We start from the raw sequence: 24,089 nt of genomic DNA on the forward strand, positions 1-24,089 counted from the left end.
AGCCGTCGGGGACTGGAGGATTCCGTTGTCTCGGCGATTCTCAGGCGAATGTTAGAGAGCCTGAGACGGGTGTATCGACGGTGCCTTTCAGCCCGCGCGTCGGCGCCCGATGCTCAGGAGCACCCGCTCGCGGGCGCCCGGCGTCTCGTGGGCCGTCAGCTCGCGCAAGCCCGGTGCGAGCGCGCGGATCTCGCCTTCCAGCCGCTCGTGCAGCGTGATGCCGGCGGCCGGGCAGTGCGAGCAGGTGCCGCTCAAGCGCAACTCCACCCGACCGTCGTGGGCGGAGATCACCTCGGCGTAGCCACCGTGCGAGCGGATGTAGTCGCCCGCGGGCCCCTCGAGCACTTCGTCCACGGCGGCCCGCAGCTCGTCGTCGGCACCGACCTCCCGCTGCGCACGCCATCCCGCCGGCTCCAGCAGCGCCTGCGCCAGAGACGCGCCCACCCGCGCGCCGTACTCGCGCCAGGCGCACCCGTCGGCCAGGACGATGTCGATCCCGGTCGCGCGCACGGTCACGGTGCGCAGGGTGCCGTCGGCCAGCAGTCCTCCGAGGTCACCCGGTGCTGCGACGACCTCGCCGAGCACTTGCACGCTGCCCGACGGCACCACCCAGTGCACGGTCTGCGGGTCGGCGGTGGCCTCGGCGTGCAGCGGGACGGCGCTCATACCAGCCACCCCACAACGGCATGGGCGAGGAATGCCGCACCCCAGGCGAGCACGAACATGTAGCCGAACGCGATGCCCGGCCACTTCCAGCCGCCGGTCTCGCGGCGCATCATGCCGATCGTGGACATGCACTGCAGCGCGTACATGAAGAATGCGAGCAGCGCCGCGATGGTGCCGGCGGTGAAGAGCCGCTGACCCTTGTGCGGACCGTCCTGGAACGTCATCGCCTTGAGCGCGTCCCGAGGATGGTCGGGGTTGCCCGCGGCAGCGACCTGGCCGAGGGTCGATACGAAGGTCTCCCGCGCGGACAGCGAGGCCAGCACCCCGATGTTGATGCGCCAGTCGAAGCCCAGCGGGGCGAACACGGGCTCGACGGCCTTGCCGAGGTGGGAGGCGAGGCTGTGGTCGAGCACGTACGACGAGGATGCGGTCTTGTCGGCGGGGTTCACCCCCGCGCTGCGCAGCTCACCGGCGTCGCGTCCCGGAAGGTTCAGCAGGGCCCACATCACGATGGTGACGACCAGGATGATGCGGCCGACCTTGGACAGGAAGCCCTTGCAGGAGTCCCAGACGGTGACCAGCACGCTGCGTGCCCGCGGCAGTTTGTAGGTCGGCATCTCCATGTAGAACGGCAGGACCGGTCCGTGCTTGCCGGTGATGCGCTTGAAGAACCACGCGGTGGCCATCGCGGACACCGCGCCGCCGGCGTACAGCAGGAACATCACCGTGCCCTGCGCGCCGACCGGCCCGATGCTGGCCGACGACGGCACGAGCAGCCCCACCAGCAGGATGTACACGGGCAGCCGCGCCGAGCACGTCATCAGCGGCGCGCCCATCATGGTGGCGAGGCGGTCCTTGGCCGACGGCAGCGAGCGGGTGGCCATGATGCCGGGGATCGCGCAGGCCATCGACGACAGCAGCGCCACGAACGCGCGTCCCTCGAGCCCCGCCCGGGCCATCAGCCGGTCCATCAGGAACGCGGCTCGGGAGAGGTATCCGCTGCCCTCCAGAAGGGAGATGAGCAGGAAGAGCAGCGCGATCTGCGGCAGGAAGACGAGCACCCCGCCCACGCCGCCGATGATCGCCTGGGACAGGAAGCTGGAGAGCCACTCATTGCCGACGTGGTCGGTGACCAGCACCCCCAGCTGGTCGAACGCGGCCTGCACGCCGTCCTGCAACGGCGCCGCCACCGTGAAGATGATCTGGAAGAACGCGAACATCGTGGCCAGGAAGATCAGCGATCCCCACAGCGGGTGCAGGAGCACCTTGTCGATGCGTTCGGTGCGCGCATCGACGTCGGGGCTGCGGTACGCCGCGCTGTCCAGCACCGAGCTGATCCATCCGCGCGCGGCCTCGCCCTCGGAGGGCGGCGGGAAGACCGGCCGCGACCAGGAGTCGACGTCGGTGAGTGCGTCCTTCAGAGCGCCGAGGTCGTCGCGGGAACCGCTCGTGACCGCGACGACGCGGACCCCGACCGCTCGCTCGAAGCGCGCCAGATCCAGACCGCCGCCGCGCCGGGCCAGTTCGTCCTGGAACGTGAGCACCACACAGGTGGGCAGCCCGCGCGCCAGCACCTGCGCGAGCAGGCCGAGCGAGCGGCGCAGCGTGGTCGCGTCGAGCAGCATGAGCACGGCGTCCGGCGTCTGGAGGGTGCCGGAGTCGACGTCCAGCACCTCGTGCACGACCTGCTCGTCAGGACTGATCGGGTCCAGGCTGTAGGTGCCCGGCAGGTCCTCCACGACCACGTCGTGGCCGTCCACCCGGACGATCCCCTCGTACCGCGCGACCGTGACGCCCGGGTAGTTGCCGGTCTTGACCCGCAGCCCGGTCAGGGCGTTGAAGAGCGTGCTCTTGCCGCAGTTGGGGCTGCCGACGAGCGCGACGTGCAGTCCCGTGGCGACCGACGTCGCCGTGGACGCCGCGCCGTGGTGCCCGCTCACGCGAGCGGGCCCACCAGGATCCCGGCGGCCTGCCGGGCTCGCAGGGCGATCTCGTAGTCGGCGACCCGGAAGACGATCGGGTCGCGCATCGGCGCGCGTCGTACGACGGTCACGGCCTCACCGGGGGCGAAGCCCAAGTCGGACAGGCGACGGGCCGTGCGCGGGTCGACGGCGTCGTCGTAACCGAGCACCATCGCGTCGCTGCCCGGGCGTACGTCGGCGAGCGTCGCCTGCTCTACGGAGCCGGTCAGGCCACGGTCGACGACATCACCGGAGCGCGGTCGGCTGCGCTGGGTGAGCACGGACGTCAGTGACACGATCGGTCCCTTCGGGCTGTGAGGTGCGCCTAAGTTAGCCAAGGCTAACCGCATCTACGTCCCCCACGTCAACTCGGTGTCCACCCGGCTACTCGATAGGCCCGAGTACCGAGCGATGGGCGCCGTACCCAGCGAAATCCCAGCCAGATTTAACACGACGTGCGATGCGCGAACACGGCTGAACTGCCAAATTGGTTTGGTTATGGATGCGGGAGCCGCAGTCACGGGCCCCACCGAATCGATGCCAAGGGGTTGCCGATGACTACAGCACCACCCAAACCGGAGGCAGAGGGTCAGCCTGGCCAGTTGCAGCGCAGCGTCGGCTTCTACGGGCTGATGTTCGTCTCTCTCGGGTCGATCATCGGATCCGGGTGGCTTCTGGGCGCGTTGAACGCCTCCACGCTGGCAGGGCCTGCCGCTATCCTGACCTGGGTCATCGGTGCCGCGATGCTCGCGCTTCTGGCACTGGTGTACGCAGAGCTCGGCGCGACCTACCCCGTCGCCGGCGGGTCCGGACGGTTCGCCTTCTACTCCCACGGTCCCGTCGCAGGATTCCTCTCCGGATGGGCGTCGTGGCTGCAGGCGGTCTTCATCGCGCCGATCGAGGTGCTCGCCGCACTGGCGTATGTCAATTCGGTGAGCTGGGTCGACAAGCACTTCCCGCTGCTGCACGACGGCGGCCCGAGTCAGGGTCTTCTCAACGCGCGCGGTGTCATCATCGCCATCCTGCTGATGATTCTTTTCACCGGTATGAACCTGGCCGGCGCCAAATTCATGTCGGACAGCAATTCCATCGTCGTCATCTGGAAAGCCGCGGTCCCCCTGCTCGCCATCGGCGTGATTGCCACGACGTCGTTCCACGGAGGCAACTTCACCGCAGGCGGTGGCTTCATGCCGCACGGCATGCATGGGGTCTTCGCGGCGCTGACCGGGGGCGTCGTGTTCGCTCTGCAGGGTTTCGAACAGGCCGTGCAGCTCGCGGGCGAGGCACGCGATCCCAAACGGGACATCTCCCGCGCGGTACTGGTCGCGATGGGGATCGGAGCCCTGATCTACACCGCGCTCCAGGTCGTCTTCATCGCCGGTGTGAGCCCGAGCCGTGTCGCGAAGAACTGGGACAATCCCCTCAAGGCCGGCGACTACGGCGCCTACTACACCCTGGCCATCGCGATCGGTGCGACCTGGCTGGCCACCGTCCTCATCATCGACGCGGTGGTCTCACCGGCGGGCACCGGAATCGTCTATGTCGGAACCAGCGCACGCCTGTCCTACGCAATCGGCACGGAGCGGGAGATGCCGACCGCCCTCGCCAAGACCGATCGACGCGGCGTCCCGTGGGTGTCGATCCTGGTCGCCGCCGTCATCGGCATCGCGGCGTTCGGACCGTTCAAGAGCTGGAACGAGCTGGTGAACGTCGTGACCGGCGCTACGGCGATCATGTACGCGTTCGCGCCCGTCGCGCTGGCGTCGCTGCACAAGAACGATCCCACCCGGACCGCGAGCTATACGGCGCCCATGCCGAAGATCCTGCTGCCGGCGGCGTTCTGCTCGGCGAACCTCATCATCTACTGGGGTGGTTTCGAATACACCTGGAAGCTGCTCTGCGCGATGGTGGTCGGGCTGCTCCTCTTCGGAATCGGCTCCACCCGACACGGCGGCATGTCGCTGCTCCACATCAAGCGGGCCCTGTGGATCGCGCCGTGGCTCGCCGGTCAGTTCGTCATCTGTTTCTGCGGTCGGTACGGGGCCGGTGCGAAGAACTACCTGCCGAACTGGATCGACATCCTGGTCGTCATCGTCTTCTCTCTCGCGATCTTCTACCTCGCTGTCAACATGTCGCAGAGCACCGCTGAGATCGAGCGCGCTGTCGAATCTGACCGCGAGCATGACCCTCTGGAGGACCTGGTCACCTCCTGACGTCGGGGCACGGCCCGGCTCAGCCCACGGCAGATGCGGCGGCCCGGCATACGATCGGCGCAATGAGCGACGACCTGCGGGACTCCTGCTCCGGACCGGACATCGCGCCGGTGTGCGATGCCGTATCCGCCATGGCCCCCGTGCCCGAGCGGCACGCGCACAGTCACGGCGTACGGCCCGGCGCGAACGTCCGATGGCTGTGGCTGGGGCTCGGTCTGCTCACCGCGTACCTCGTGGCCGAGGTCGTCGTCGCGCTCCTCGCCCGCTCTCTGGCACTGCTCTCCGACGCGGGGCACCTGCTGACGGATGTCGGGTCCCTCGCGGTCGCGCTCTGGGCGATCCGGTTGGCGGCTCGTCCCGCGCGCGGCGCCATGACGTACGGCTGGAAGCGCGCCGAGATCCTCTCGGCGGCCGGGAATGCCGCGACGCTGCTGGTGGTCGGCCTGATCGTCCTGATCGAGGCCGTACGGCGCCTCGTGCACCCGCCGCACGTAGACGCCGCCCCTGTGCTGATCACCGCGCTCGTCGGCATCGGCGTCAACATCGTCGTCGCGTGGGCGGTGGCCCGGGCCGACCGGTCGAGTCTCAACGTCGAGGGTGCCTACCAGCACATCCTCACCGACCTGTTCGGCTTCCTCGCCACCGCGGCGGCGGCCGTGGTGATCCTCGCGACCGGATGGCAACGCGCAGACGCCGTCGCATCGCTCGTCCTGGTGGTGCTGATGTTCCGGTCGGGGCTGACCCTCGCTCGGCAGAGCAGCCGAATCCTGCTGGAGGCAGCACCGCCCGGCGTGCGGATCTCGGACATCCGGGAGCACCTGCTGCGCGTCGACCATGTCCGCGACGTGCACGACCTGCACGTCTGGACGGTCACCTCCGACGACCACGCCCTGTCGGCGCACGTCGTGGTCGACGAGGGGTGCTTCGCGGACTCGCACGCGCCGCAGCTGCTGGACGCGCTGCAGGCCTGCCTGCACGAGCACTTCGACATCGGGCACTCCAGCCTGCAGCTGGAGCCGCCGACCCACGCGGCCCACGAGACCGCCATCCACTGACCCCAACGGGGCGCCTCTTCCCGCCGACTCAGCCGGGGTGGATCATCGCGGCCGGGTCGACCACCCGGTCGAAGTCCTCCCCGCTGATGGCACCCGAGGCCAGCGCCGCCTCGCGCAGCGTGAGGCCCTGCTCCGAGGCGGTGTGCGCGATGTGCGACGCCTGGTCGTAGCCGATCACCGGCGACAGCGCCGTCACCAGCATGAGCGACCGGTCGAGGTACTCCTGGATCTGCGGGCGGTCGAGCTCGATGCCGTCGATGCAGTGCTCGCGCAGCAGGTCGCACGCGTCGCCCAGGATCAACGCCGAGTGCAGCACGTTGTTGATGATGATCGGGCGCATCGCGTTGAGCTCGAAGTTGCCCTGCGAGCCGGCGAACGTCGTCCCCAGGTCGTCGGCGATCACCTGGATGCAGACCATGACGGTCGCCTCGCACTGGGTGGGGTTGACCTTGCCCGGCATGATCGAGCTGCCCGGCTCGTTCTCCGGCAGGATCAGCTCGCCGATGCCGCACCGCGGGCCGGACGCGAGCCAGCGGATGTCGTTGGAGATCTTCATGATCGGCACTGCCAGGGCCCGGATGCCGGCCGAGGCGCCGACCATCGCGTCGAGGCCGCCCTGGGCGGCGAACTTGTTGGCAGCAGTGACGATCGGCTCACCGGTCATCCGGGCCAGCTCGTCGGCGACCTCCTCGGCGAACCGCTGCGGCGCATTGATACCGGTGCCGACGGCGGTCCCGCCGAGCGCCACCTCGTACAGACCCTCACTGGACTGCTGCAGCCGCTCGATCGCCTGCTCGAGCTGCGCGGCGTAGCCCGACCACTCCTGACCGACGGTCAGGGGTACGGCGTCCTGCAGGTGGGTGCGGCCGGTCTTGATCACGTCGGACCACTCGTGCGCCTTCGCGTCGAACGACGCGTGCAGCCGCTGCAGGCTCGGCAGCAGCTGGGTGCGCAGCTGCAGCAGCGTGGCGATGTGCATGGCCGTGGGGAAGGTGTCGTTGGAGCTCTGGCACATGTTGACGTCGTCGTTGGGGTGCACCGGCTTCTTGCTGCCGAGCTCGCCGCCGAGCAGCTGGATGCAGCGGTTGCTGATGACCTCGTTGACGTTCATGTTCGACTGGGTGCCCGAGCCGGTCTGCCACACGTAGAGCGGGAAGTGGTCGTCGAGGTCGCCGGCGATGATCTCGTCGCACACCCGCGCGATCAGATCGGCCTTCCACTGCGGCAGGCGGCCGCCGCGCCCGTTCGCTATCGAGGCGGCTTTCTTCACGTAGCCGAACGCGCGACACACGGCGACCGGCATCCGGTCCTCGCCGATCGCGAAATGCACCAGCGAACGCGCGGTCTGCGCACCCCAGTAGCGGTCGGCGGGCACCTCGATCGCACCCATCGAATCGGTCTCGGTGCGGGTGCCCGTGGCCTCGATCCCGATCGGGACGTCGTGGACGGTGGGGGCGGTCTCGTCGCTCATCCCCCGAGTCTGGCACCGGCCCGCGGCCACCATCGGGCAGACTGGCAGGGTGCCCCGCGCCGACGCTCGTGTGCGACTCGTCTACCCCCATCAGCTCTTCCGTGCGCAGCTCGACGTCCCGTCCGGCACCCGGCACGTCCTCGTCGAGGACGACCTCTTCTTCCGGCAGTACCGCTTCCACGCCCACAAGCTGGTGCTGCACCGAGCGAGCATGGCGCGCTTCGCCGACCTGCTGCGGTCCGAGGGGTTCGACCCCATCGTGGTCGAGTCGTCAGCCGACACCGCGTCCGCCGACAGCCTGACGAAGGTGCTGCGGACGCTGCACCTCGGCGAGGTCACGGTGTACGACGTCGTCGACGACTGGCTCTTCCGCGACTGTGCAGCTGCCGTTCGCGCCGCCGGTGGGGAGCTGCGCGATCAGGACGTGCTGGAGACGCCGAACTTCCTCACGACGCGAGCGCAGCTGCAGGAGTGGTTCGGCGACAACGCCGCGCAGATGCAGTACTTCTACCGCTGGCAGCGAAAGCGTCTCGACATCCTGCTCGACCACGGCCACCCCGTCGGGGGCAAGTGGTCCTTCGACCCGGAGAATCGCAAGAAGCTGCCCCGCGGCCACCCGGTGCCGGAGCCGGTCTGGCCGGAACGGACGCCCGCGGTGCAGGAGGCGATCGAATGGGCGGACCGTGAGTTCCCAGACGCGCCAGGCGATCCCGCAACGTTCGTCTGGCCGACCTCGCACGAGGAGGCGGAGGCGGCGTACGACCTCTTCCTCGCCGAACGGTTCGTGGAGTTCGGCCCGTACGAGGACGCCATCTCCAAGACCCACCCGGTGCTCTTCCACGCCGCGCTCAGCCCCTCGCTCAACCTCGGCCTGCTCGACCCGGGCGAGGTCGTGCACCGTGCGTTGGATGCGGCCCACGAGTACGACGTGCCGCTGGCCTCGCTCGAGGGCTTCGTGCGGCAGGTGATCGGGTGGCGGGAGTACATGCGCGCGACGTACCAGCTCTACGGCCGGCGGATGCGCGGGATGAACGCGCTGCACCACACCCGCTCGCTCGACGACGGCTGGTGGACCGGGCACACCGGCCTCGGCCCGGTCGACCACGTCATCGGTCAGGTGCTCGAGCGCGGCTGGGCCCACCACATCGAGCGGCTGATGGTGCTCGGCAACGCGATGTGCCTGCTGCGGATTGACCCGGAAGAGATCCACGAGTGGTTCATGGCGATGTTCGTCGACGCCTACGACTGGGTGATGGTGCCCAATGTGTATGCCATGAGCCAGTATTCGACCGGGCCAGCGATCACGACGAAGCCGTACGTGTCGGGCAGCAACTATCTGCGCAAGATGTCCGACCTGCCGCGGGGCGACTGGGACCGTGACTGGGACGCGCTGTACTGGACCTTCGTCGCCGACCATCGCGACGTCTTCGACAGCAACCGGCGTTCGCAGATGATGACCCGGATGTGGGACGGCATGGATCCCGCGAAGAAGTCAGGGCACGTACGCCGCGCCCGCCGGCTCCTGGCCTGACCCCCACCCGCCGAGGACTTGCGTGAAGGGAAGCGAGCTATCCAGCGCGTCCGTTCATACGGCTTCGTCGCGGCGGACGTGCAGGACCGCGTCGTCGCGCGTGCCCGGCTGACCCTCCGGACCCGGGAAGTCACGCGGCACCCGCTCGTTGCGTACGACCGTCCACCCTTCGCGCGGCAGACCGACGGACGCGAGCAGCTCCTCGGGAGTGGCGAAATCCACCTCGTGCGGCGACTCGGTCATCCAGGTCGGCCACCCGGTGTGGCTCATCACCATCAGGCGACCGCCCGGCGCGACGGCCTGCATCGCCTGCCGCAGGATCGTCGTCCGCTGACTGTCCCCCGCGACCGGGGTGTGCAGGAACTGCGCTGACACCAGATCGAATTCACCGTCCGGGAACGTCGCCGACAGGTCGTGCTGCTCCCATCGGGTGCGGTCGCCGACCCCCGCGACCTTCGCATGCTCAGCGCCCTTCGTGAGAGCGGTCGAGGACACGTCGACGCCCAGCACGTCCCACCCCTGTTGGGCCAGCCAGATGACGTCGCCGCCCTCGGCGCACCCGAGGTCGAGCGCGCGCCCGGGCTGCAGATCGGCGACCTCGGCGGCAAGCAGATCACTGTTGCTCGGCACCGCCTCGGCGGGAGTCGCGCGCTCCAGGTAGATGGGTTCCCAGTAACTCTCGGCCGTCGCGTCGTCCGGCACCTGCGGCATCGTCATACGAGAAGCATCCGCCGGCCGCGCCTAGAAGAGCAAGCCACGTTGCCGGAACGGCAAACAGGCCGACTCAGGGAGCATCAGGCATCGAGGGTGGCCATCTCGTCCGCGGCCAGCTCTATCTGCATCGCCTCGACAGCGCTGGTCAGCTGCTCGGGTCGGCTCACTCCCACGATCGGGCGCACCGCGGGATCACTGTGCCGCATCCACGCCAGCACGATCTGGCCGTGCTGTGCACCGTGCGCCTGTGCGATCGACGCGAGACGCTCGAGCCGGTCGTGGGTCCCGGGATGGTCGTACGACGGCGGCAGCGGTGTGTCGGCCTTGTCGTAGAAACCGGTGAGCAGCGCTGTGTAGCCCCACAACTCGACGTCCGGGTTCTCGTGCGCGTAGTCCAGCGTCTCCGGGGTCATCATCCCGTACGGGTGGTCCTCACCCTCGACCTCGATGTCGGGCCGGGGGTGCAGGTAGGACCACCGCTGCTGGATGGCGGTCGGCGCGGGCATGCCCGCCGCGACCGCGATGGCGCGGGCCCGCTCGACCCGCCATACCGGGTGGTTGGACCAACCGACCTGATCGACCAGCCCCTGCGCCTGCGCCTCGCCGAACACCGCGACGCTCTGCGCCAGATCGATGCCGCGATCCTCCTTGTGCGCCCAATACAGGTCGACGCGGTCGGTCTGCAGACGTGTCAGGCTGGCGCGCAACTCCTGCCGCACGACCGGCGCGGACAGACCTTCGGTGCCGTCACCCGCCGGCGTCGCCCCGACCTTGGTGCCGATCAGCACGCGCTCGCGCATGCCCGGGCGGGCCGTCAGCCAGTCCCCGATGACCTGCTCGCTCTGACCGCTGGCACCGGCCGGGTCGTTCCAGAACGCGTAGCAGTTCGCGGTGTCGATCCACCGGCCCCCGGCATCGACGTACTGGTCGAGCAGCGCGAAGGATTCGTCACGCCCGACCCGGGTGCCGAAGTGCATGGTGCCGAGGGCCATGGCGAGCCCGCCGTCGTTCATGGGGAGATCCTGACGTCGTGGGGTGGTCGCCCCACGATCTCACCAACGACGGCGGGCGCGCGGTCACTCGTCGCCGGACCCCTTTCCGACGCCCTCCTGAATCTGGTCCATGACGGAGGAGTCCGCCAGGGTCGTCACATCACCGACGTCGCGGTGCTCGGCGACGTCCCGCAGCAGGCGCCGCATGATCTTGCCGGACCGGGTCTTCGGCAGCTCCGGGACGACCAGGATCGACTTCGGCTTGGCGATCGCGCCGATCTCGGACGCGACGTGGTTGCGCAGCTCGGTGATCAGCGCGTCCGGTGCCTCCTCGCCACCCCTCAGCGCCGACTCGCGCAGGATGACGAACGCGTTGATCGCCTGCCCGCTCTGCTCGTCGGTCGCGCCGACCACTGCAGCCTCGGCCACCTTCGGGTGGGAGACCAGAGCCGACTCGATCTCGGTGGTGGAGAGCCGGTGGCCGGACACGTTCATCACGTCGTCCACGCGACCGAGCACCCAGATGTCGCCGTCGTCATCGAGCTTGGCGCCGTCCCCCGCGAAGTAGTAGCCCTTCGCGGCGTACCGCTCCCAGTAGGTCTCCTTGAACCGCTCGTCGTCGCCCCAGATGGTGCGCAGCATCGCCGGCCACGGTTTGGTGACGACCAGGTAGCCGCCATTGCCGTTGCCGACGCTCTCGCCGTCGTCGTCCACGACGTCCACCGACACACCAGGGATGGCCTTCATGGCCGAACCCGGTTTGCCCGCAGTCACTCCCGGCAGCGGGCTGATCATGTGCATGCCGGTCTCGGTCTGCCACCACGTGTCCATGACCGGCGTCTTCCCACCGCCGATCTGGTCGCGGTACCAGATGTAGGCCTCGGGGTTGATCGGCTCGCCGACCGAGCCGAGCAGCCGCAGCGACGACAGGTCGTGCTCGGCCGGGATGTCGCGGCCCCACTTCATGAAGGTGCGGATCGCGGTCGGGGCGCAGTAGAGCGTGGTGACCTTGTACTTCGCCACGATCTCCCACCAGCGGCCCTTGTGCGGGGTGTCCGGTGTGCCCTCGTACATCACCGACGTCGCACCGTTGGCGAGTGGTCCGTAGACGATGTAGCTGTGCCCGGTGACCCAGCCGATGTCGGCGGCCGTCCAGTAGACGTCGGTCTCGGGCTTGAGGTCGAAGACCGCCCAGTGCGTCCAGGACGTGCCGACCAGGTAGCCGCCGGTCGTGTGCAGGATGCCCTTCGGCTTGCCCGTCGTGCCGGAGGTGTACATGACGTAGAGCGGGTGCTCGGCGTCGAACGCCTCCGGCGTGTGGTCCGTGCTCGCCTGGCCGACCGTGTCGTGCCACCACTTGTCGTGCTGCTCATCCCACGCGACGTCCTGCCCGGTGCGGCGTACGACGAGCACGTGCTCGACGCCGGGGCACTGGGAGACCGCCTCGTCGACCGCGGGCTTGAGAGCGGACGGCGCACCCCGGCGGTAACCGCCGTCGGACGTGATCACCACGTGAGCGTCGCAGTCCTGGATGCGATCGCGCAGCGCGGAGGAGGAGAACCCGCCGAACACCACGGTGTGCGGCGCACCGAGGCGTGCGCACGCGAGCATCGCGACCACCGTCTCGGGGATCATCGGCATGTAGATCGCGACCCGGTCGCCGGTCTTCACCCCGAGCTCGACCAGCGTGTTCGCCGCCTGACAGACCTGATCCTTCAGCTCCGCGTACGTGATGTCCCGGGTGTCGTCGGCCGGTTCGCCGACCCAGTGGAACGCCACCCGGTCGCCGTTGCCGGCCTCGACGTGCCGGTCCACGCAGTTGTAGGCCGCGTTGAGCTTGCCGCCGACGAACCACTTCGCGAACGGCGGGTTGTCCCAGTCGAGCACGCGATCCCACGTGGTCTCCCACGAGATGCGCTCGGCCGCCTTGGCCCAGAAGGCCTCCGGGTCGGCGTCCGCCTCGTCGTACGCTTCCGCGGTGACGTTGGCGTGCTCGGCGAGCTCCTTCGGCGGTTCGAAGCGACGCTCTTCGTGGGCCAGGTTGGCCAGGGTCTCGTTACTCATCGGGTCTCCTCAGCGGTCCTGCAGGACGGGCGGGCTCAGCGCGGGCCGACAGGCAGCAGCGGCCGCTTGTGCGTGAACGACAGGACACCGGCGAACGAGACGTACCACGCCGCCAATGCCGTGAGTAGTCCAAGGTATCCGCCCGTTTTGTGGATGGAGTCCGAGGTGGCGAATTCACCCCACGCCAGCACCAGGAAGGTCAGCGTCAACAGGGCGAACACAGCGAGCACACCGAGACTGACCCGACTGGCGGCGACCGTCATGTACAGCGTGAAGATTCCCCAGACCAGCAGATAGAGACCCACGCCCTTTCCGGCGTCCTTGGCCGGGATCTTGTCCAGGCCCGAGTGGCCGGTGAGCCACCAGAAGGACACCCAGAACGCGCCGTACGACGAGAACGCGGTGGCGCCGAAGGTGTTGCCCTTCGCGAATTCCCACATGCCGGCGGCGAACTGGCCGATACCGCCGTATGCGAGTGCGAGCCCGAAGACGACCGGTTCTACTGTCGCCGGCACCCATCCGGCGTTGACCGCGCTCAGCACAGCCGTGGTGAGCGCGAAGGCGGCGAGCCCCAGCGGTGCCGGGTCGGCGAAGTGCGCCCCCGGTTGCATGGTCGGCGTGGGATCGTTCGTTGCCATGGGATCTCCTCGTGAGGTTCAGCATGGGTATGGACTTGACCATGGCCACCGGTGAATCTCAGCGGTACGGCCCCTGCAGGCCTCCCGACCGAGGCCACCGCAGCGTGACCATGTCCTCACCGTAGGGCTGAGGAGCGTGCCGTAGGGCTGTGATCGCCAACAACCGATCGACCGGCCGATCCTGAGCCCGGCGTTAGAGGTGCCGAACTGTCCGAACGGACAGTCAGTGGTCGGCTGTTCCGTGGTGAGCTCGGCGTCCCGGCGCCGCTTCCCCGGTCGGGACGCGGCTCAGCGCAGACCGGCGGCGGCCCGCCCCACTCGTGTCAGGGCGTCGGAGCGGGTGCCGTGACCGTCGTCGTCGCAGTGCTGGTCGCGGTGGTGGTCGACGTCTCGGTGGTCGTCGACGGCGACCCCGTCACCGTCGTGGTGGACGTCGACCCCGACCCCGTCACCGTGGACGCGCTGCCCTGGCTGGTGACGGTCGTGGTCGTCGCCGGGTTCGAGCCGCCGCCGGACGAGGTCGCCGAATGCAGCAAGAAACCCACGACACCGCCGACCACCAGTGCCAGCGCGATCGCCGAGGTGAGGACGCCCCCACTGATGCCGGAGCGACCGGGGCTCGTCGGCGGGTACTCACCACGAGGGGCGCGCGCTGGCTCACCGGGACCTTGCGTATACGCCGGATCCGGGGTGCCGCGGTAGTCCGGGCGACCCTGCGGCAGACGCTGGGTGCGGTCCGGATCACGGTCGTCGTATCCGTCGCCAGGGCCATAGCCGTTGCTCATCGCCCCACGATGACACGTCCGCCTGTCTCCGCACGGACCGCACGGTGCTCGATCGTCAGGCGTCGATGAGCCGCGCCGAACTCGTTCCTTCCTCATCGAGGTCGACGATCAGAGCGCCGGTCGGAGCGCCGTGCGGTGTCCACTCCTCGCCGTCGTGCGCGATCCCGTAGAAGGTCGCGGGCGCGCCGTACAAACGCACGCAGCCGATGGTGTCGTCGTAGGCCTGGTGCAGGTGTCCGCTGAGCAGGATCAACGGTGTTCGGTGGTCGCGCAGCCGTTGCTCCAGCGCGGCGGCACCACGCAGCGTGAACCAGGGATGCGCGCTGCGCGACCGCACCGGGTGGTGCATCAGCACGACCGTCGGGCCGTCACACTCGCCCAACAGGTCCAGCACCGGGTCTGCTCGACCGGCCACCTCGCCGGGCACGTTGGTCGCTGCGCCGCGGATCGTCCACGCACCGACCCGCACGAGCGCAGTCCCGAACACCTGGGCGACGACGTCAGTGTCGTCGTGGTTGCCGGGCACGGCCACCACGATCGTCGCAAGCGGACGCACGAGGTCGTGAACACGTCGGACCGCGTCACCGGAGCCGTCATCGGAGATGTCGCCGGTCACCACGACCGCGTCGAACGGCCCTTCGGCGGTTGCCGCTGAGAGCACCGCGATCAGCCGCTCCTCCGGATCGATGTCCGGATGCGGTGATGTCGACCCCGGCCCGAGCAGATGGGTGTCGGAAAGATGCAACAGACGCGCCATGAACGTCACTGTTCCACGAGACGTTCGGACGATGTCTGACGAGCGGCGCCGAACGCCGGGGGTCCGCGAGCGCGACGTGGTGATCGGGCGCCCTGCCCAGCCGTGCGATCTACGCTGCGGCATGGACAGCGAACGTCGACCGGGACGCCCCGCGGGCCGAGGCAGCGGCACGATCACCTCGGACGGTTGTCCGGTCGAGATCTACGCGGCACTCCCGCCGCACGGTGAAGCGGACATCGTCCACGCTGCCCTCCCGGCCGGCGCGGCGGTCCTCGACCTGGGATGCGGGCCCGGGCGCATCGCGAATCCGCTGGTTGCGTTGGGGCACCGGGTCGTCGCGGTCGATGACTCTCTGGGCATGCTCGCGTATCTGCAGGCGGCCGAACCTGTCCACAGCACCATCGAGACGCTGCAGCTCCCCGAGCGCTTCGCCGGGGTCGTCCTGGCAGGCGTGCTGATCAACACCTTCGACCCGGCGCAACGGTCGCAGTTCCTGCGGGCCGCCGTACGTCACATGACGCCCGACGCCACCCTCGTGCTGCAGCGGCACGCTCCGGGTTGGGCCGAGGCAGTGACCCCCTCGGTGTGGAACGACGGCCCTGTCGCCCTGGAGCTGAAGGACGTCGTACGCCATGGGGACGGGCTCGTATCGGCGACGTTGATGCACACGTTGGGGGAGCTCGTGGAAGAACAGGACTTCACCGCACGAGTGCTCGATGACACGCAGCTCGCGTCGGTGCTGCGCGACGCCGGGCTCGTCTTCGACCGCGTCCTCACCCCCGACCAGCGCTGGGTGTCCGCTCACCTCCCGCGCTGAGACCAAGCGGCAGGATCACCCCATGCCCACTACCCCCCTGATCCGGGGCACTGTGGTCCACCCCGGCGCCACCAGCCACACCGACGGCTGTCCGAGCGACTCCCCCATGGGCGCTCACACCCTTCGGCACGGTCGAACCGTTGCGTCGTGGACCGGGTCGATACCTAGCCAACCGAACCGACGGGCCCTGCGTCTGAGAGTCACGACACACCGTCGCTGACACAGGGGAACCATGAACAACCTTCGCAAGGTCTTCGTCGGCACAGCCGGCGCACTCGTACTGGCCGCTACGGCCGGCTGCAACTCCGGCGGGGCGGGCGCCGCATCAGCCACCAAGTCTGCGTCCACGCCGGCGACCACGACCACCGTCACGGCGACCTCCACGGTCACCGTGCCGAGCACAGGGCACCCGAACACCGTTGCGGCTTCGCCGAGCTCGCGCCCGTCGAGCACTGGGACGACACGGTTGCAGACCTCGTCCGCCGGCGTCCCCACTCTGGGACTGGAAGGCTGGGGGACCGGAGTCCCGAACACGCGCGGATTCGGTGACGTCCGGCCGCACGTGATCGACAACGGAGGCGATCCCACCGGCATGGTCCAGGACGTCACCTGGTCGAACTGGGGCGGTCCGACCGCGGACGGCCGCGGATTCGGCTACTTCGTTCCCGCGAATGAGCCGGTCGCCGGGAGCATGCGGGTGCCGGCCCAGATCCGCGCGTACGACCTCACCACGTGCGGCGGCCACCCGGCGTACCGACACGTCACCTGGTGGTTCCCGAGCAAGGGCGAGACCTACAAGTCGGCACTGGCGCACACCACAGAGGCCTACGACCTGTGCGACGGGCGCTGAAATCCCGGGCACGCGACGTACAGACGTGAGCGCGGCATCCGGACGGGTCGAGGTCTCGGCCGGATGCCGACGCTTCCAGGACCGGCGGCACCGGGAGAACCGATCAGGTCTGCGAGCGCAGGTAGCGGCCGAAGTGCGGCACGGTGAAGGCGATGCGGCCGCGCTCACCGGAATAGATGAGGCCCTTCTTCAGGAGGGCGTCCCGCGCAGGTGACAGCGACTGCGGCTTTCGATCGAGGACGTCGGCCACCGCGGCCGTGGTGACCGACTCGACCTCGTCGGCGTCAGCGAGGTCGGCGGCGGCGTCCGCCATCCCTCGCAGATACTCACGCTCGCCGGGAGTGGCTCTCTCGTAACGTGATCCGAAGAAACCCACCGCCAGCTCGGCATCCGCCTCCGGCGCGGCGACCGCGACGTCCGCCACCGTGATCGGCGAGCGCGGCGCGAGGTCCCAGGCCACCTTGCCGTAGGCCTGGATGAAGTAGGGGTATCCGCCGGTCACGGCGTACATCGCGTCGAGGGCGTCCGGCTCGAACGCCGCGTCCTCGTCCTGCGCCGGCGACTGCAGCGCGCGGTCGGCGGCGTCACGCGGCAGACGGTCGATCCGCGCATACCGGAAGAGTCGTTCGGAGTAGGACTTGGATGCGCTGAGCACCGTTGGCAGGTGGGGAAGTCCGGCGCCCACGACGATCACGGGCAGACCCGCCTGGCTGATCTCGTGGCAGGCCGCGCACAGCGCCGAGACGTCGTCGGGGTGCAGATCCTGCATCTCGTCGACGAAGAGCGCGATACCTCGGCCGATGTCCGCGGCGAGACCGCCGACGTCGGTGAGCAGCTCCACCAGGTCGATCTCGATGTCGCCGGAGTCGGCCCGTCCGGAGACCGCGGGCGCGTCGATGCCGGGGTTCCACTTCTCGCGCAGCTTGGAGCCCGGAGGGGTGTCCCGCTGAGCGAACGCCTTGATGACACCGAGCACCTGCTGCACGTCATCGGCCTGGGTGTGTCCGAGCTCGCGGACCGCGACGTGCAGTGCCGCGCTGATCGGGCGCCGCAGTCGCTGCTCCGGCCGCGCCTCCCACTTGCCGGTCCCCCACTTGGCGCGCACGGCAGCGGACCGCAACGCGTTGAGCAGCACCGTCTTGCCGACCCCGCGCAAGCCCGTGAGCACGATCGAACGCTCCGGCCGCCCACGGGCGACGCGCTCCAGCACCACTGCGAACGTGTCGAGTTCGCCGTCCCGGCCGGCGAGTTCGGGCGGCCGCTGGCCGGCGCCGGGCGCGTACGGGTTGCGTATCGGATCCACGATCGGACTGTATGCGCATATCTAGCTTCTGCCCGATACATCCGTAGCGTGTCGCATCGTCTGTCGTGGGTGTGCGTGGTTGTCCGCGGTTTCGTGGCGCGGGTGCCACGCCACCGCGGACTATCGAGCGCTAAGCGGGCGAGAAGAGCGCGTCCTGCACGGGTTGCCATTCCGAGGCGCCTGGCACGCGGTAGGTCTTCGACCACGACCAGCCGTCACCGACCCTGCAGATGACGAGCCGGCTGCTGCCGCGGGGGGTGTCGCGGTCCAGGACCAGTTCTCCCTCGCGCCACGTGCCGCGCGCCGGAGGGTCGGCGGGGAAGCCGGCGCTGTCGTAGGCGTAGTAGAGGTACTCGCCGGTGGCCGGGTCCGTCATCCACACGCCGAGCGACGCGAACGACTCGGCGCCGTCGCGGTACTGGGTATAGCGCTGGACGATGATCGATCCGTCGAGTTCGACCTCCCCACTGATCGTGCTGGTCGCAGTGCCCGCCGGCGCCCACGCGGACGCATGCATCGTCTCGGCGCCGTCGTACCGGCCTACCAGGAAGGGCAACCCTCGCGCTGTGGTCATGTTCGTTCCTCTCATACGCACCTCAGCACGCGGCGCACCCTGACGGCGTTTCGCGTGGCTGACGGCGTTCGAACGCCGTCAACGGTCGCGAACGCCGTCAGCGTGGCGGATGCCGGAGGCAGGGATCAGGCGGGCACCTTGTCGAGGAACCCGAGCACGCTGTCGATTCGACCGTCGTCGTCGGTGACGACCACGTCGAAGCCGACGATCACCGGCTCGGCGTCCGCCGGGCCGAGGCCCCAGGTGAAACGCGCCTGCCGGTGATGGGCGTCCACCGGACCGGCGGGCGTGAAGACGAAACCGGGGAACTGATCCTGAACGGCTCCGATCGTCGCGTCCACGGCGTCGCGGCCGCGCACCTGCGCCATCGGGTCGGAGTAGCTCGCCTGCTCGGTCCAGTGCTGGTCGATCAGTGTGCGCCGGGCCGCAGGGTCCGTCTCGTTCCAGCAGGCGAGGTAGGTGTTCATCAGGTCGCTCATCGCAGTGCCTTTCATCGAAGGGTTGTTGGCGTGAACGATCCTGAATCGCTCCGGGCGAGAGCGCGATTCCCTCATAGGTAATGCCACTCGATGACGTGCGAGGTAATCGCCGGAGGTACGTCGTTCGGCTAGCGTCGCGTCGGTGACCACCACTGCACCGTCCGCCCGGCCGGTCGGCGAGTTGCTGCGTGGATGGCGCGAGCGGCGCCGCCTCAGCCAACTGGACCTGTCGATCCAGGCGCAGGTCTCCACCCGGCACCTGAGTTTCGTCGAGACCGGGCGTGCCAGGCCGACGCCCGAGATGATCCTGAGACTGACCGATCACCTGCAGGTGCCGCTCCGCGAGCGCAATCAGCTGCTCCTCGCCGGCGGGTATGCACCGGCCTACCCTCAGCACGGCTTCGACGCCCCGGAGCTCGCCCGCATCGCCGACGCGCTGCGGTCGGTGCTGGGAGGGCATCCGTATCCCGCGCTGGTGATGGACCGGTGGTGGGACATGCTCGATGCGAACGACGCGACGCTGGCCCTCACGACCGGGTGCGCCGCCCACCTGCTCGAGCCGCCCGTCAACGTGCTGCGCCTCAGCCTGCACCCGGACGGACTTGCGCCGCGGATCGTCAATCTCGGGCAGTGGCGCGGGCACCTGATGACCCAGCTGCGGCAGCGCATCGAGCGCACCGACGACCATCGGCTGCGAGCGTTGGAGGAGGAGTTGCTGGGTTATCCCGGTGGCACCCTCGAGCGCGCACCGGCGGCAGGTGTCGTACTCCCGCTGCGGCTGCGCACCGATGTCGGCGTGGCGTCGTACTTCTCGGTCGCCGCGGCGGTGGAGACGGCCACCGACGTCACGGTCGAAGAGCTGGTCCTGGAGACGTTCTACCCGGCGCCCTGACCTGCGTCGGCCCCGACTGCACGCTGACGGCGTTTCGCGCCGTTGACGGTGTTCGAACGCCGTCAACCGATGCGAACGCCGTCAGGGTCGCGTGCGTCTCACGAGCTCGCCGGCGCGGACGCGATCTGCGGCTGCGGATCCGAGGCCTCGCGCGACAGCCTGCGGGAACGCTCGACGAACCAGACGTTCCAGCCGATGCAGATCGCGAAGAACACCAGCGACACGACATTGGTCGCCGCCACCGACTGATCGAGAGTGAGAGTGTAGATCAGGACGATCTGCGCGGTGCCCGACAGGATCAGGCCGACACCCCAGACGATGCCCATCAGGTAGAAGCCCATCCGGAACGGCGCCGACGTCGCCCAGCCCTGTTTCAACCCGGCGGCGGACGTCTCGTCCGACCCCGCGAGCCGCCCCGCGACCGCGAAGGTGAGCGGTCGGCGTACCGCGACCGAGCCGAGGAAGACCAGACCCGACAGCACGGTGAGGGCGGCGCCCTTGAGGAGCAGGAAACGCGGATCGCCCGTGATCAGCGACAGCGTGAGCCCGCCGGCGAAGAGGAAGAGCATGAAGATCGCGAACGCGTCGGCCCGTCCCTGGCGCCAGATCAGCCAGCACAGCCGGAGCCCGGCGAGGACGGTGGAGATGAGCAGCGCCGCGGTCATCCCCGCGCCGAGAGCCCGGGCCAGGTAGTAGCCGCCGACCGGGATGGCGATGTCGAGGGCGAGCATCCGCAGCAGCCCGGACATCCGGATCGAGGGTGCGAACCGACCGGCCTGCGCCATCTGCTCGTCCAGCGGTGTCCTCACGCGGCTCATCCTGACAGGAGCACGCACCCGCCGTGCGCGAATGGAGTCGCCGCGCGCTCCATAGGGCGCGCGACGACTCCACTCGCGCGCGCCGGAACCCCTCAGGCGTCGACGATGGCCGCCAGCGGTGGGGTGCGCGCCGCGCGCACCCCCGGCCACAGCGCCGCCAGCACGCCGACGATCCCGGCGACGACCAGGAAGCCCAGCGCCTGGGTCCAGGGGATGACCAGCACGCTGAGACCCTGGTCCTTGAGAAGCTTGGTGAAGAGCACGCCGTAGACGATCCCGAGCGCGAGCCCGAGCAGCGCACCGAACACGGCGATGAGGAACGACTCGAGGTAGATCGTGCGGCGCACCTGCCGTCGCATCATCCCGACCGCGCGCATCATCCCGATCTCCCGCCGTCGCTCGACCACCGACAACGCCAGGGTGTTGATGATCCCCAGGATCGCGATGACGATCGCGAGCGCGAGCAGCGCGTAGAGCAACCCGAGCAGGGTGTTGACCTGTGCCGCGATCTGTCCCTTGAACTGGGCGCGGGTGTCGACCGAGACCACGTAGTACGGGTTGGTCGCCTTCTCCACCCGCGCCTGCACCTGTGACAGGTCGGCCCCGGGCGCGACCCGGATGAGGCCGACCTCGGCCGCTCGCTCGTCCGCCGGAGTGAGGCTGCGGTACGTCGCGCCGCTCACCAGCCACGCCCCGGCGAGCTGGCTGTCCTGGTAGATGCCGACCAGCTTCAACCGCACCGACCCGACGCCCGGGTGGGTGAGCGTGTGCATCGAACCGATGGTCCAACCGCGCTCACGCGCTTTGGACTCGCTGGCGACCAGGTTGTCGCCGGTGGGCGAGATCGACCCCGAGACCGGTGACAGGGCCAGCACCGCGGAGAGTGGACCGTCGACGCCGCTCCCGGTCTCCTCGGCTCCGTCGAGCAGACCGAACGCGAGGTGGAACTGCGTCATCGATCCGACGCCGTCCTGCTTGGCCGCAGCGTCGATGGCCGGCTGCGGCACCGTGCCCTGCTGGCCTGCGGTCAGCACGAGGTCGGCTCGCACGTTGTTGTCGAAGAGGTGGTTCACGCTGCCCTTGGCGGACGCACCGATCACCGAGATGCCGCTGACGATGAGCAGTCCGAGGGTCAGCGCGAAGGCCGTGGCCGCCGTACGCCGCGGGTTGCGGACCGCGTTCGAAGGCGCCAAGGTGCCCGGCCGGCCGAACGGGCGCCCGGCGACCCACCCGATCGGCGGGATGACGATGCGCGCGAGCACCGGCGAGAGCATCAGCGCTGCGCCTCCCACTCCGAGCAGCCCGGCGCCGATCAGGGCGGACCCGTGCGACGTGGAGGACGAGGTCGCTCCGAGCACCGTGAGAACCACGCCGAGGACCAGCAGCGCGAGACCGAGGATGGTGCGCCGGGTGGAGCTGGAGGCCGACGGGATGGCGAACTCCTCGCGCATCGCCTCGACCGGGGCGATCGACGACGCGCGTCGGGCGGGGATGTACGCCGAGAGGAGAGTCACCCCCACCCCCCAGGACAAGGGCCACGACGAGCGTGCGCGGTTGCAGCAGCAACATGCCGGACGGCAGGCCGACGTTGAACGCGTTCAGCAGCTCGCGCAACCCGATCGCGAGACCCACCCCACCGACGATGCCGAGCACGCTGCCGATCACTCCGGTGAACAACGCCTCCAGCAGCACCGACCGGCGCACCTGCTTGCGGCTCGCACCGACCGCCCGCAGCAGCGCGAGCTCGCGCAGCCGCTGGGCGACGATCATCGAGAAGGTGTTGTAGATGATGAAGGTGCCGACGATCAGGGCGATGAATCCGAAGGCCAGCAGCAGGTAGTTGACGAACGACAACGCGGTCTGGATCTGAGCGTTCGTGTCGTCCCGCAGCTTGGTGCCGGTCTCGACGGTGAGCCCGGAAGGGAGGACCTTGGCGATCCGCGACGTCAGCTCGTCCTCGCTCACGCCGGGCTTCGCCGACACGTCCACCGAGGTGTAGTGGCGCCCGTCCGACAGCACCTGGACCGCCTGAGCGGGGCTGAGGAGCACCCCGATGTAGCCGCCGCTCTCGGTCTTGGTGCGGTAGATCCCCGACACCGTCAGCGTGAGCACCGGCCGGTTCGACAGCACGATCCGCACCCGGTCGCCGACCTTGATGTCGCCCTTGCGCGCCGCCCCGGCGTTGATCACGGCCTCCCCCGAGGCAGTCGGCGGCCCGCCGGACTCGAACTGGGTCGGATCGCCGATGCGGTCGGCGGGCACCGTCCAGGTGTCCGCGACGCTGGGCGCTCCGCCGCTCGCGACCTTGGTGCCCTGGGAGTTGACCAGCGCGGCAGGTCGCTCGACGCCCGGCGCGACCCGATCGACCCCCGACACCCGCCGAATCGTCGCCAGATCACCGAAAGGGACACCCGCGTCGTAGCTGTGCGCCGGCTCCACGTGGGTGGCGATGCCCTTGTACGCGTCGTTGAAGATGCCGGTGAAACTGTGCTTGAGGGTGTCGGTGAAGACGTAGGACCCCGTCACGAACGCCGTGCCGAGGATCACCGACAGCACCGTCAGGATCAGCCGCACCTTGTGCGCGCGCAGGTTGCGGATCGACACCCGTCCCATCGGGCGGCGCGGCACGGGTCAGTCCTCCATCGTCTTCATCAGGTCCAGCACCCGCGCCTCGGTGGGGTCGCGCATCTCGTTGACGATGTCGCCGTCGGCGAGGAAGAGCACGCGATCGGCGTACGCCGCGGCGCGCGGGTCGTGGGTGACGACCACGACCGTCTGCCCGAGCCGGTCGACGGAGCTGCGCAGGATCCCGAGCACCTCCGCGGAGGAGCGAGAGTCCAGGTTGCCGGTCGGCTCGTCGCCGAAGACGATGTCGGGCTGGGAGGCGAGCGCCCGCGCGCACGCCACCCGTTGCTGCTGACCACCGGACAGCTCGCTCGGGCGGTGCCCGAGACGGTCGCGGATGCCGAGGGTGTCGATGACGTTGTCGAGCCACTCCTTGTCCGGTTTCCGACCGGCAAGGTCCATCGGCAGCGTGATGTTCTCCAGGGCGGTCAGCGTCGGCACGAGGTTGAAGGACTGGAAGACGAAACCGATCCGGTCGCGCCGCAGTGCGGTCATCTTGTTGTCCGACAGCCCCGACAGCTCCGCGTCGCCGATGCTCACCGAACCGGAGGAGACCGAGTCGAGACCGGCCAGGCAGTGCATGAGCGTCGACTTGCCCGAGCCGGACGGCCCCATGATCGCGGTGAACTCGCCCCGCACGAGCTCGACGTTGACGGCGTTCAGCGCCTGCACCGTGGTGCTGCCGCTGCCGTACGTCTTTACCAGGTCGACGGCGCGCGCGGCGATCTGGGTGGTCGTCGTGGTCATGAGAGGGAGCCTTCCCGTGGCAGCCGTCCATCGGTGGTGCCGGCCGTCGTGAACCGTGCCTGATGATTGTCACCCATGTCGCCGACACCCGTCGGCGGTCGCCGCGACGATGTCGCACCCCCTGGCTACGGTGCCCG

Annotated in this window: 22 protein-coding genes and 1 pseudogene; 7 read left to right on the forward strand and 16 right to left on the reverse strand. The window is 69.2% G+C overall.

From position 1 onward, the window contains the following. Positions 1 to 87 precede the first annotated feature (87 nt). Genes LVQ62_RS02955 through LVQ62_RS02965 form a run of 3 tightly spaced genes read right to left on the reverse strand, consistent with a single transcriptional unit; the run spans position 88 to position 2,923 of the window. Positions 88 to 666 carry a NifU family protein gene (locus tag LVQ62_RS02955; RefSeq protein ID WP_233764733.1) on the reverse strand — a complete coding sequence of 193 codons (579 nt, stop codon included), beginning with the start codon at positions 664 to 666 and terminating at the stop codon, positions 88 to 90. Further along, entirely contained in the window at positions 663 to 2,606 is a 1,944-nt protein-coding gene (locus tag LVQ62_RS02960; protein WP_233764735.1) for a ferrous iron transporter B, read from the reverse strand. The genes LVQ62_RS02955 and LVQ62_RS02960 overlap by 4 nt, the downstream gene beginning before the upstream one ends. Next, on the reverse strand, positions 2,603 to 2,923 hold the full coding sequence (locus LVQ62_RS02965) for a FeoA family protein (RefSeq protein ID WP_233764737.1): 321 nt from the start codon (positions 2,921 to 2,923) through the stop codon (positions 2,603 to 2,605). Before LVQ62_RS02965 ends, LVQ62_RS02960 begins: the two co-directional genes overlap by 4 nt. Positions 2,924 to 3,181: 258 nt before the next feature. Between LVQ62_RS02965 and LVQ62_RS02970 the strand changes: the two genes are divergently transcribed. Together LVQ62_RS02970 and LVQ62_RS02975 are read left to right on the forward strand one after the other, a co-directional pair. Beyond that, entirely contained in the window at positions 3,182 to 4,840 is a 1,659-nt protein-coding gene (locus LVQ62_RS02970; RefSeq protein WP_233764742.1) for an APC family permease, read from the forward strand. Positions 4,841 to 4,902: 62 nt separating this feature from the next. Then, entirely contained in the window at positions 4,903 to 5,895 is a 993-nt protein-coding gene (locus LVQ62_RS02975; protein ID WP_233764744.1) for a cation diffusion facilitator family transporter, read from the forward strand. 28 nt (positions 5,896 to 5,923) lie between these two features. On the opposite strand, the gene fumC is transcribed toward LVQ62_RS02975, so the two are convergent. After that, on the reverse strand, positions 5,924 to 7,366 hold the full coding sequence (gene fumC / locus LVQ62_RS02980; RefSeq protein ID WP_233764755.1) for a class II fumarate hydratase: 1,443 nt from the start codon (positions 7,364 to 7,366) through the stop codon (positions 5,924 to 5,926). Positions 7,367 to 7,415: 49 nt separating this feature from the next. Here fumC and LVQ62_RS02985 point away from each other — a divergent pair, with 49 nt between their 5' ends. Next, complete coding sequence (locus LVQ62_RS02985; RefSeq protein ID WP_233764757.1) at positions 7,416 to 8,897, forward strand: cryptochrome/photolyase family protein; 1,482 nt, start codon at positions 7,416 to 7,418, stop codon at positions 8,895 to 8,897. Between the two features lie 54 nt (positions 8,898 to 8,951). On the opposite strand, the gene LVQ62_RS02990 is transcribed toward LVQ62_RS02985, so the two are convergent. The 4 genes from LVQ62_RS02990 to LVQ62_RS03005 form a co-directional block, all read right to left on the reverse strand. Then, positions 8,952 to 9,614, reverse strand: coding sequence for a cyclopropane-fatty-acyl-phospholipid synthase family protein (locus LVQ62_RS02990; RefSeq protein WP_208051080.1), 663 nt, complete (start codon positions 9,612 to 9,614; stop codon positions 8,952 to 8,954). Positions 9,615 to 9,691: 77 nt separating this feature from the next. After that, positions 9,692 to 10,624, reverse strand: a complete 933-nt coding sequence (locus tag LVQ62_RS02995) for an aldo/keto reductase (RefSeq protein ID WP_208051081.1) — start codon at positions 10,622 to 10,624, stop codon at positions 9,692 to 9,694. A gap of 63 nt (positions 10,625 to 10,687) precedes the next feature. Further along, positions 10,688 to 12,667, reverse strand: a complete 1,980-nt coding sequence (acs, locus tag LVQ62_RS03000) for an acetate--CoA ligase (RefSeq protein WP_233764766.1) — start codon at positions 12,665 to 12,667, stop codon at positions 10,688 to 10,690. A 35-nt stretch (positions 12,668 to 12,702) separates the two neighbouring features. After that, positions 12,703 to 13,305: an acetate uptake transporter gene (locus LVQ62_RS03005; protein ID WP_208051083.1), complete on the reverse strand. Its 603-nt coding sequence runs from the start codon at positions 13,303 to 13,305 to the stop codon at positions 12,703 to 12,705. Positions 13,306 to 13,650: 345 nt separating this feature from the next. Here LVQ62_RS03005 and LVQ62_RS03010 point away from each other — a divergent pair, with 345 nt between their 5' ends. Next, a complete protein-coding gene (locus tag LVQ62_RS03010) occupies positions 13,651 to 14,007 on the forward strand; it encodes a hypothetical protein (protein ID WP_233764768.1) in 357 nt (118 codons plus the stop codon). A 138-nt stretch (positions 14,008 to 14,145) separates the two neighbouring features. Here LVQ62_RS03010 and LVQ62_RS03015 read toward each other — a convergent pair whose 3' ends face one another. Continuing rightward, entirely contained in the window at positions 14,146 to 14,847 is a 702-nt protein-coding gene (locus tag LVQ62_RS03015) for a metallophosphoesterase (protein ID WP_208051085.1), read from the reverse strand. Positions 14,848 to 14,968: 121 nt separating this feature from the next. On the opposite strand from LVQ62_RS03015, the gene LVQ62_RS03020 reads away from it, so the two are divergent. Then, entirely contained in the window at positions 14,969 to 15,664 is a 696-nt protein-coding gene (locus tag LVQ62_RS03020; RefSeq protein ID WP_208051086.1) for a bifunctional 2-polyprenyl-6-hydroxyphenol methylase/3-demethylubiquinol 3-O-methyltransferase UbiG, read from the forward strand. Between the two features lie 232 nt (positions 15,665 to 15,896). Next, positions 15,897 to 16,514 (forward strand): hypothetical protein, encoded by a 618-nt coding sequence (locus tag LVQ62_RS03025; RefSeq protein ID WP_233764779.1) that lies wholly within the window; start codon positions 15,897 to 15,899, stop codon positions 16,512 to 16,514. A gap of 103 nt (positions 16,515 to 16,617) precedes the next feature. Here the strand turns inward: LVQ62_RS03025 and LVQ62_RS03030 are convergent, their stop codons facing one another. The 3 genes from LVQ62_RS03030 to LVQ62_RS03040 all read right to left on the reverse strand — a co-directional run bounded on the left by LVQ62_RS03030 (position 16,618) and on the right by LVQ62_RS03040 (position 18,870). Further along, complete coding sequence (locus tag LVQ62_RS03030) at positions 16,618 to 17,817, reverse strand: ATP-binding protein (protein ID WP_208051088.1); 1,200 nt, start codon at positions 17,815 to 17,817, stop codon at positions 16,618 to 16,620. Positions 17,818 to 17,947: 130 nt separating this feature from the next. Next, positions 17,948 to 18,391, reverse strand: coding sequence for a hypothetical protein (locus LVQ62_RS03035; RefSeq protein ID WP_208051089.1), 444 nt, complete (start codon positions 18,389 to 18,391; stop codon positions 17,948 to 17,950). A 125-nt stretch (positions 18,392 to 18,516) separates the two neighbouring features. Next, positions 18,517 to 18,870 (reverse strand): nuclear transport factor 2 family protein, encoded by a 354-nt coding sequence (locus LVQ62_RS03040; RefSeq protein ID WP_233764786.1) that lies wholly within the window; start codon positions 18,868 to 18,870, stop codon positions 18,517 to 18,519. A 142-nt stretch (positions 18,871 to 19,012) separates the two neighbouring features. Here LVQ62_RS03040 and LVQ62_RS03045 point away from each other — a divergent pair, with 142 nt between their 5' ends. Then, a complete protein-coding gene (locus LVQ62_RS03045) occupies positions 19,013 to 19,762 on the forward strand; it encodes a helix-turn-helix domain-containing protein (protein WP_208051090.1) in 750 nt (249 codons plus the stop codon). 98 nt (positions 19,763 to 19,860) lie between these two features. Here the strand turns inward: LVQ62_RS03045 and LVQ62_RS03050 are convergent, their stop codons facing one another. From LVQ62_RS03050 to LVQ62_RS03070, 4 genes and pseudogenes are all read right to left on the reverse strand, one after another. Further along, positions 19,861 to 20,571 (reverse strand): VC0807 family protein, encoded by a 711-nt coding sequence (locus tag LVQ62_RS03050; protein ID WP_233764793.1) that lies wholly within the window; start codon positions 20,569 to 20,571, stop codon positions 19,861 to 19,863. A gap of 101 nt (positions 20,572 to 20,672) precedes the next feature. Further along, the gene (locus LVQ62_RS03055; RefSeq protein WP_233764800.1) at positions 20,673 to 22,094 is read right to left on the reverse strand and encodes an ABC transporter permease; all 1,422 of its coding nucleotides are present in this window, start codon (positions 22,092 to 22,094) and stop codon (positions 20,673 to 20,675) included. Positions 22,095 to 22,167: 73 nt separating this feature from the next. After that, positions 22,168 to 23,193: pseudogene (locus LVQ62_RS17705) on the reverse strand (ABC transporter permease); the annotation flags it as partial. Positions 23,194 to 23,211: 18 nt separating this feature from the next. After that, complete coding sequence (locus LVQ62_RS03070; RefSeq protein WP_179478149.1) at positions 23,212 to 23,952, reverse strand: ABC transporter ATP-binding protein; 741 nt, start codon at positions 23,950 to 23,952, stop codon at positions 23,212 to 23,214. Between the last annotated feature and the right edge of the window lie 137 nt (positions 23,953 to 24,089).

The sequence above is a fragment of the Allobranchiibius sp. GilTou73 genome (genome assembly GCF_021391335.1).
In the GTDB taxonomy this organism is placed as follows: Bacteria; Actinomycetota; Actinomycetes; order Actinomycetales; family Dermatophilaceae; genus Allobranchiibius; species Allobranchiibius huperziae.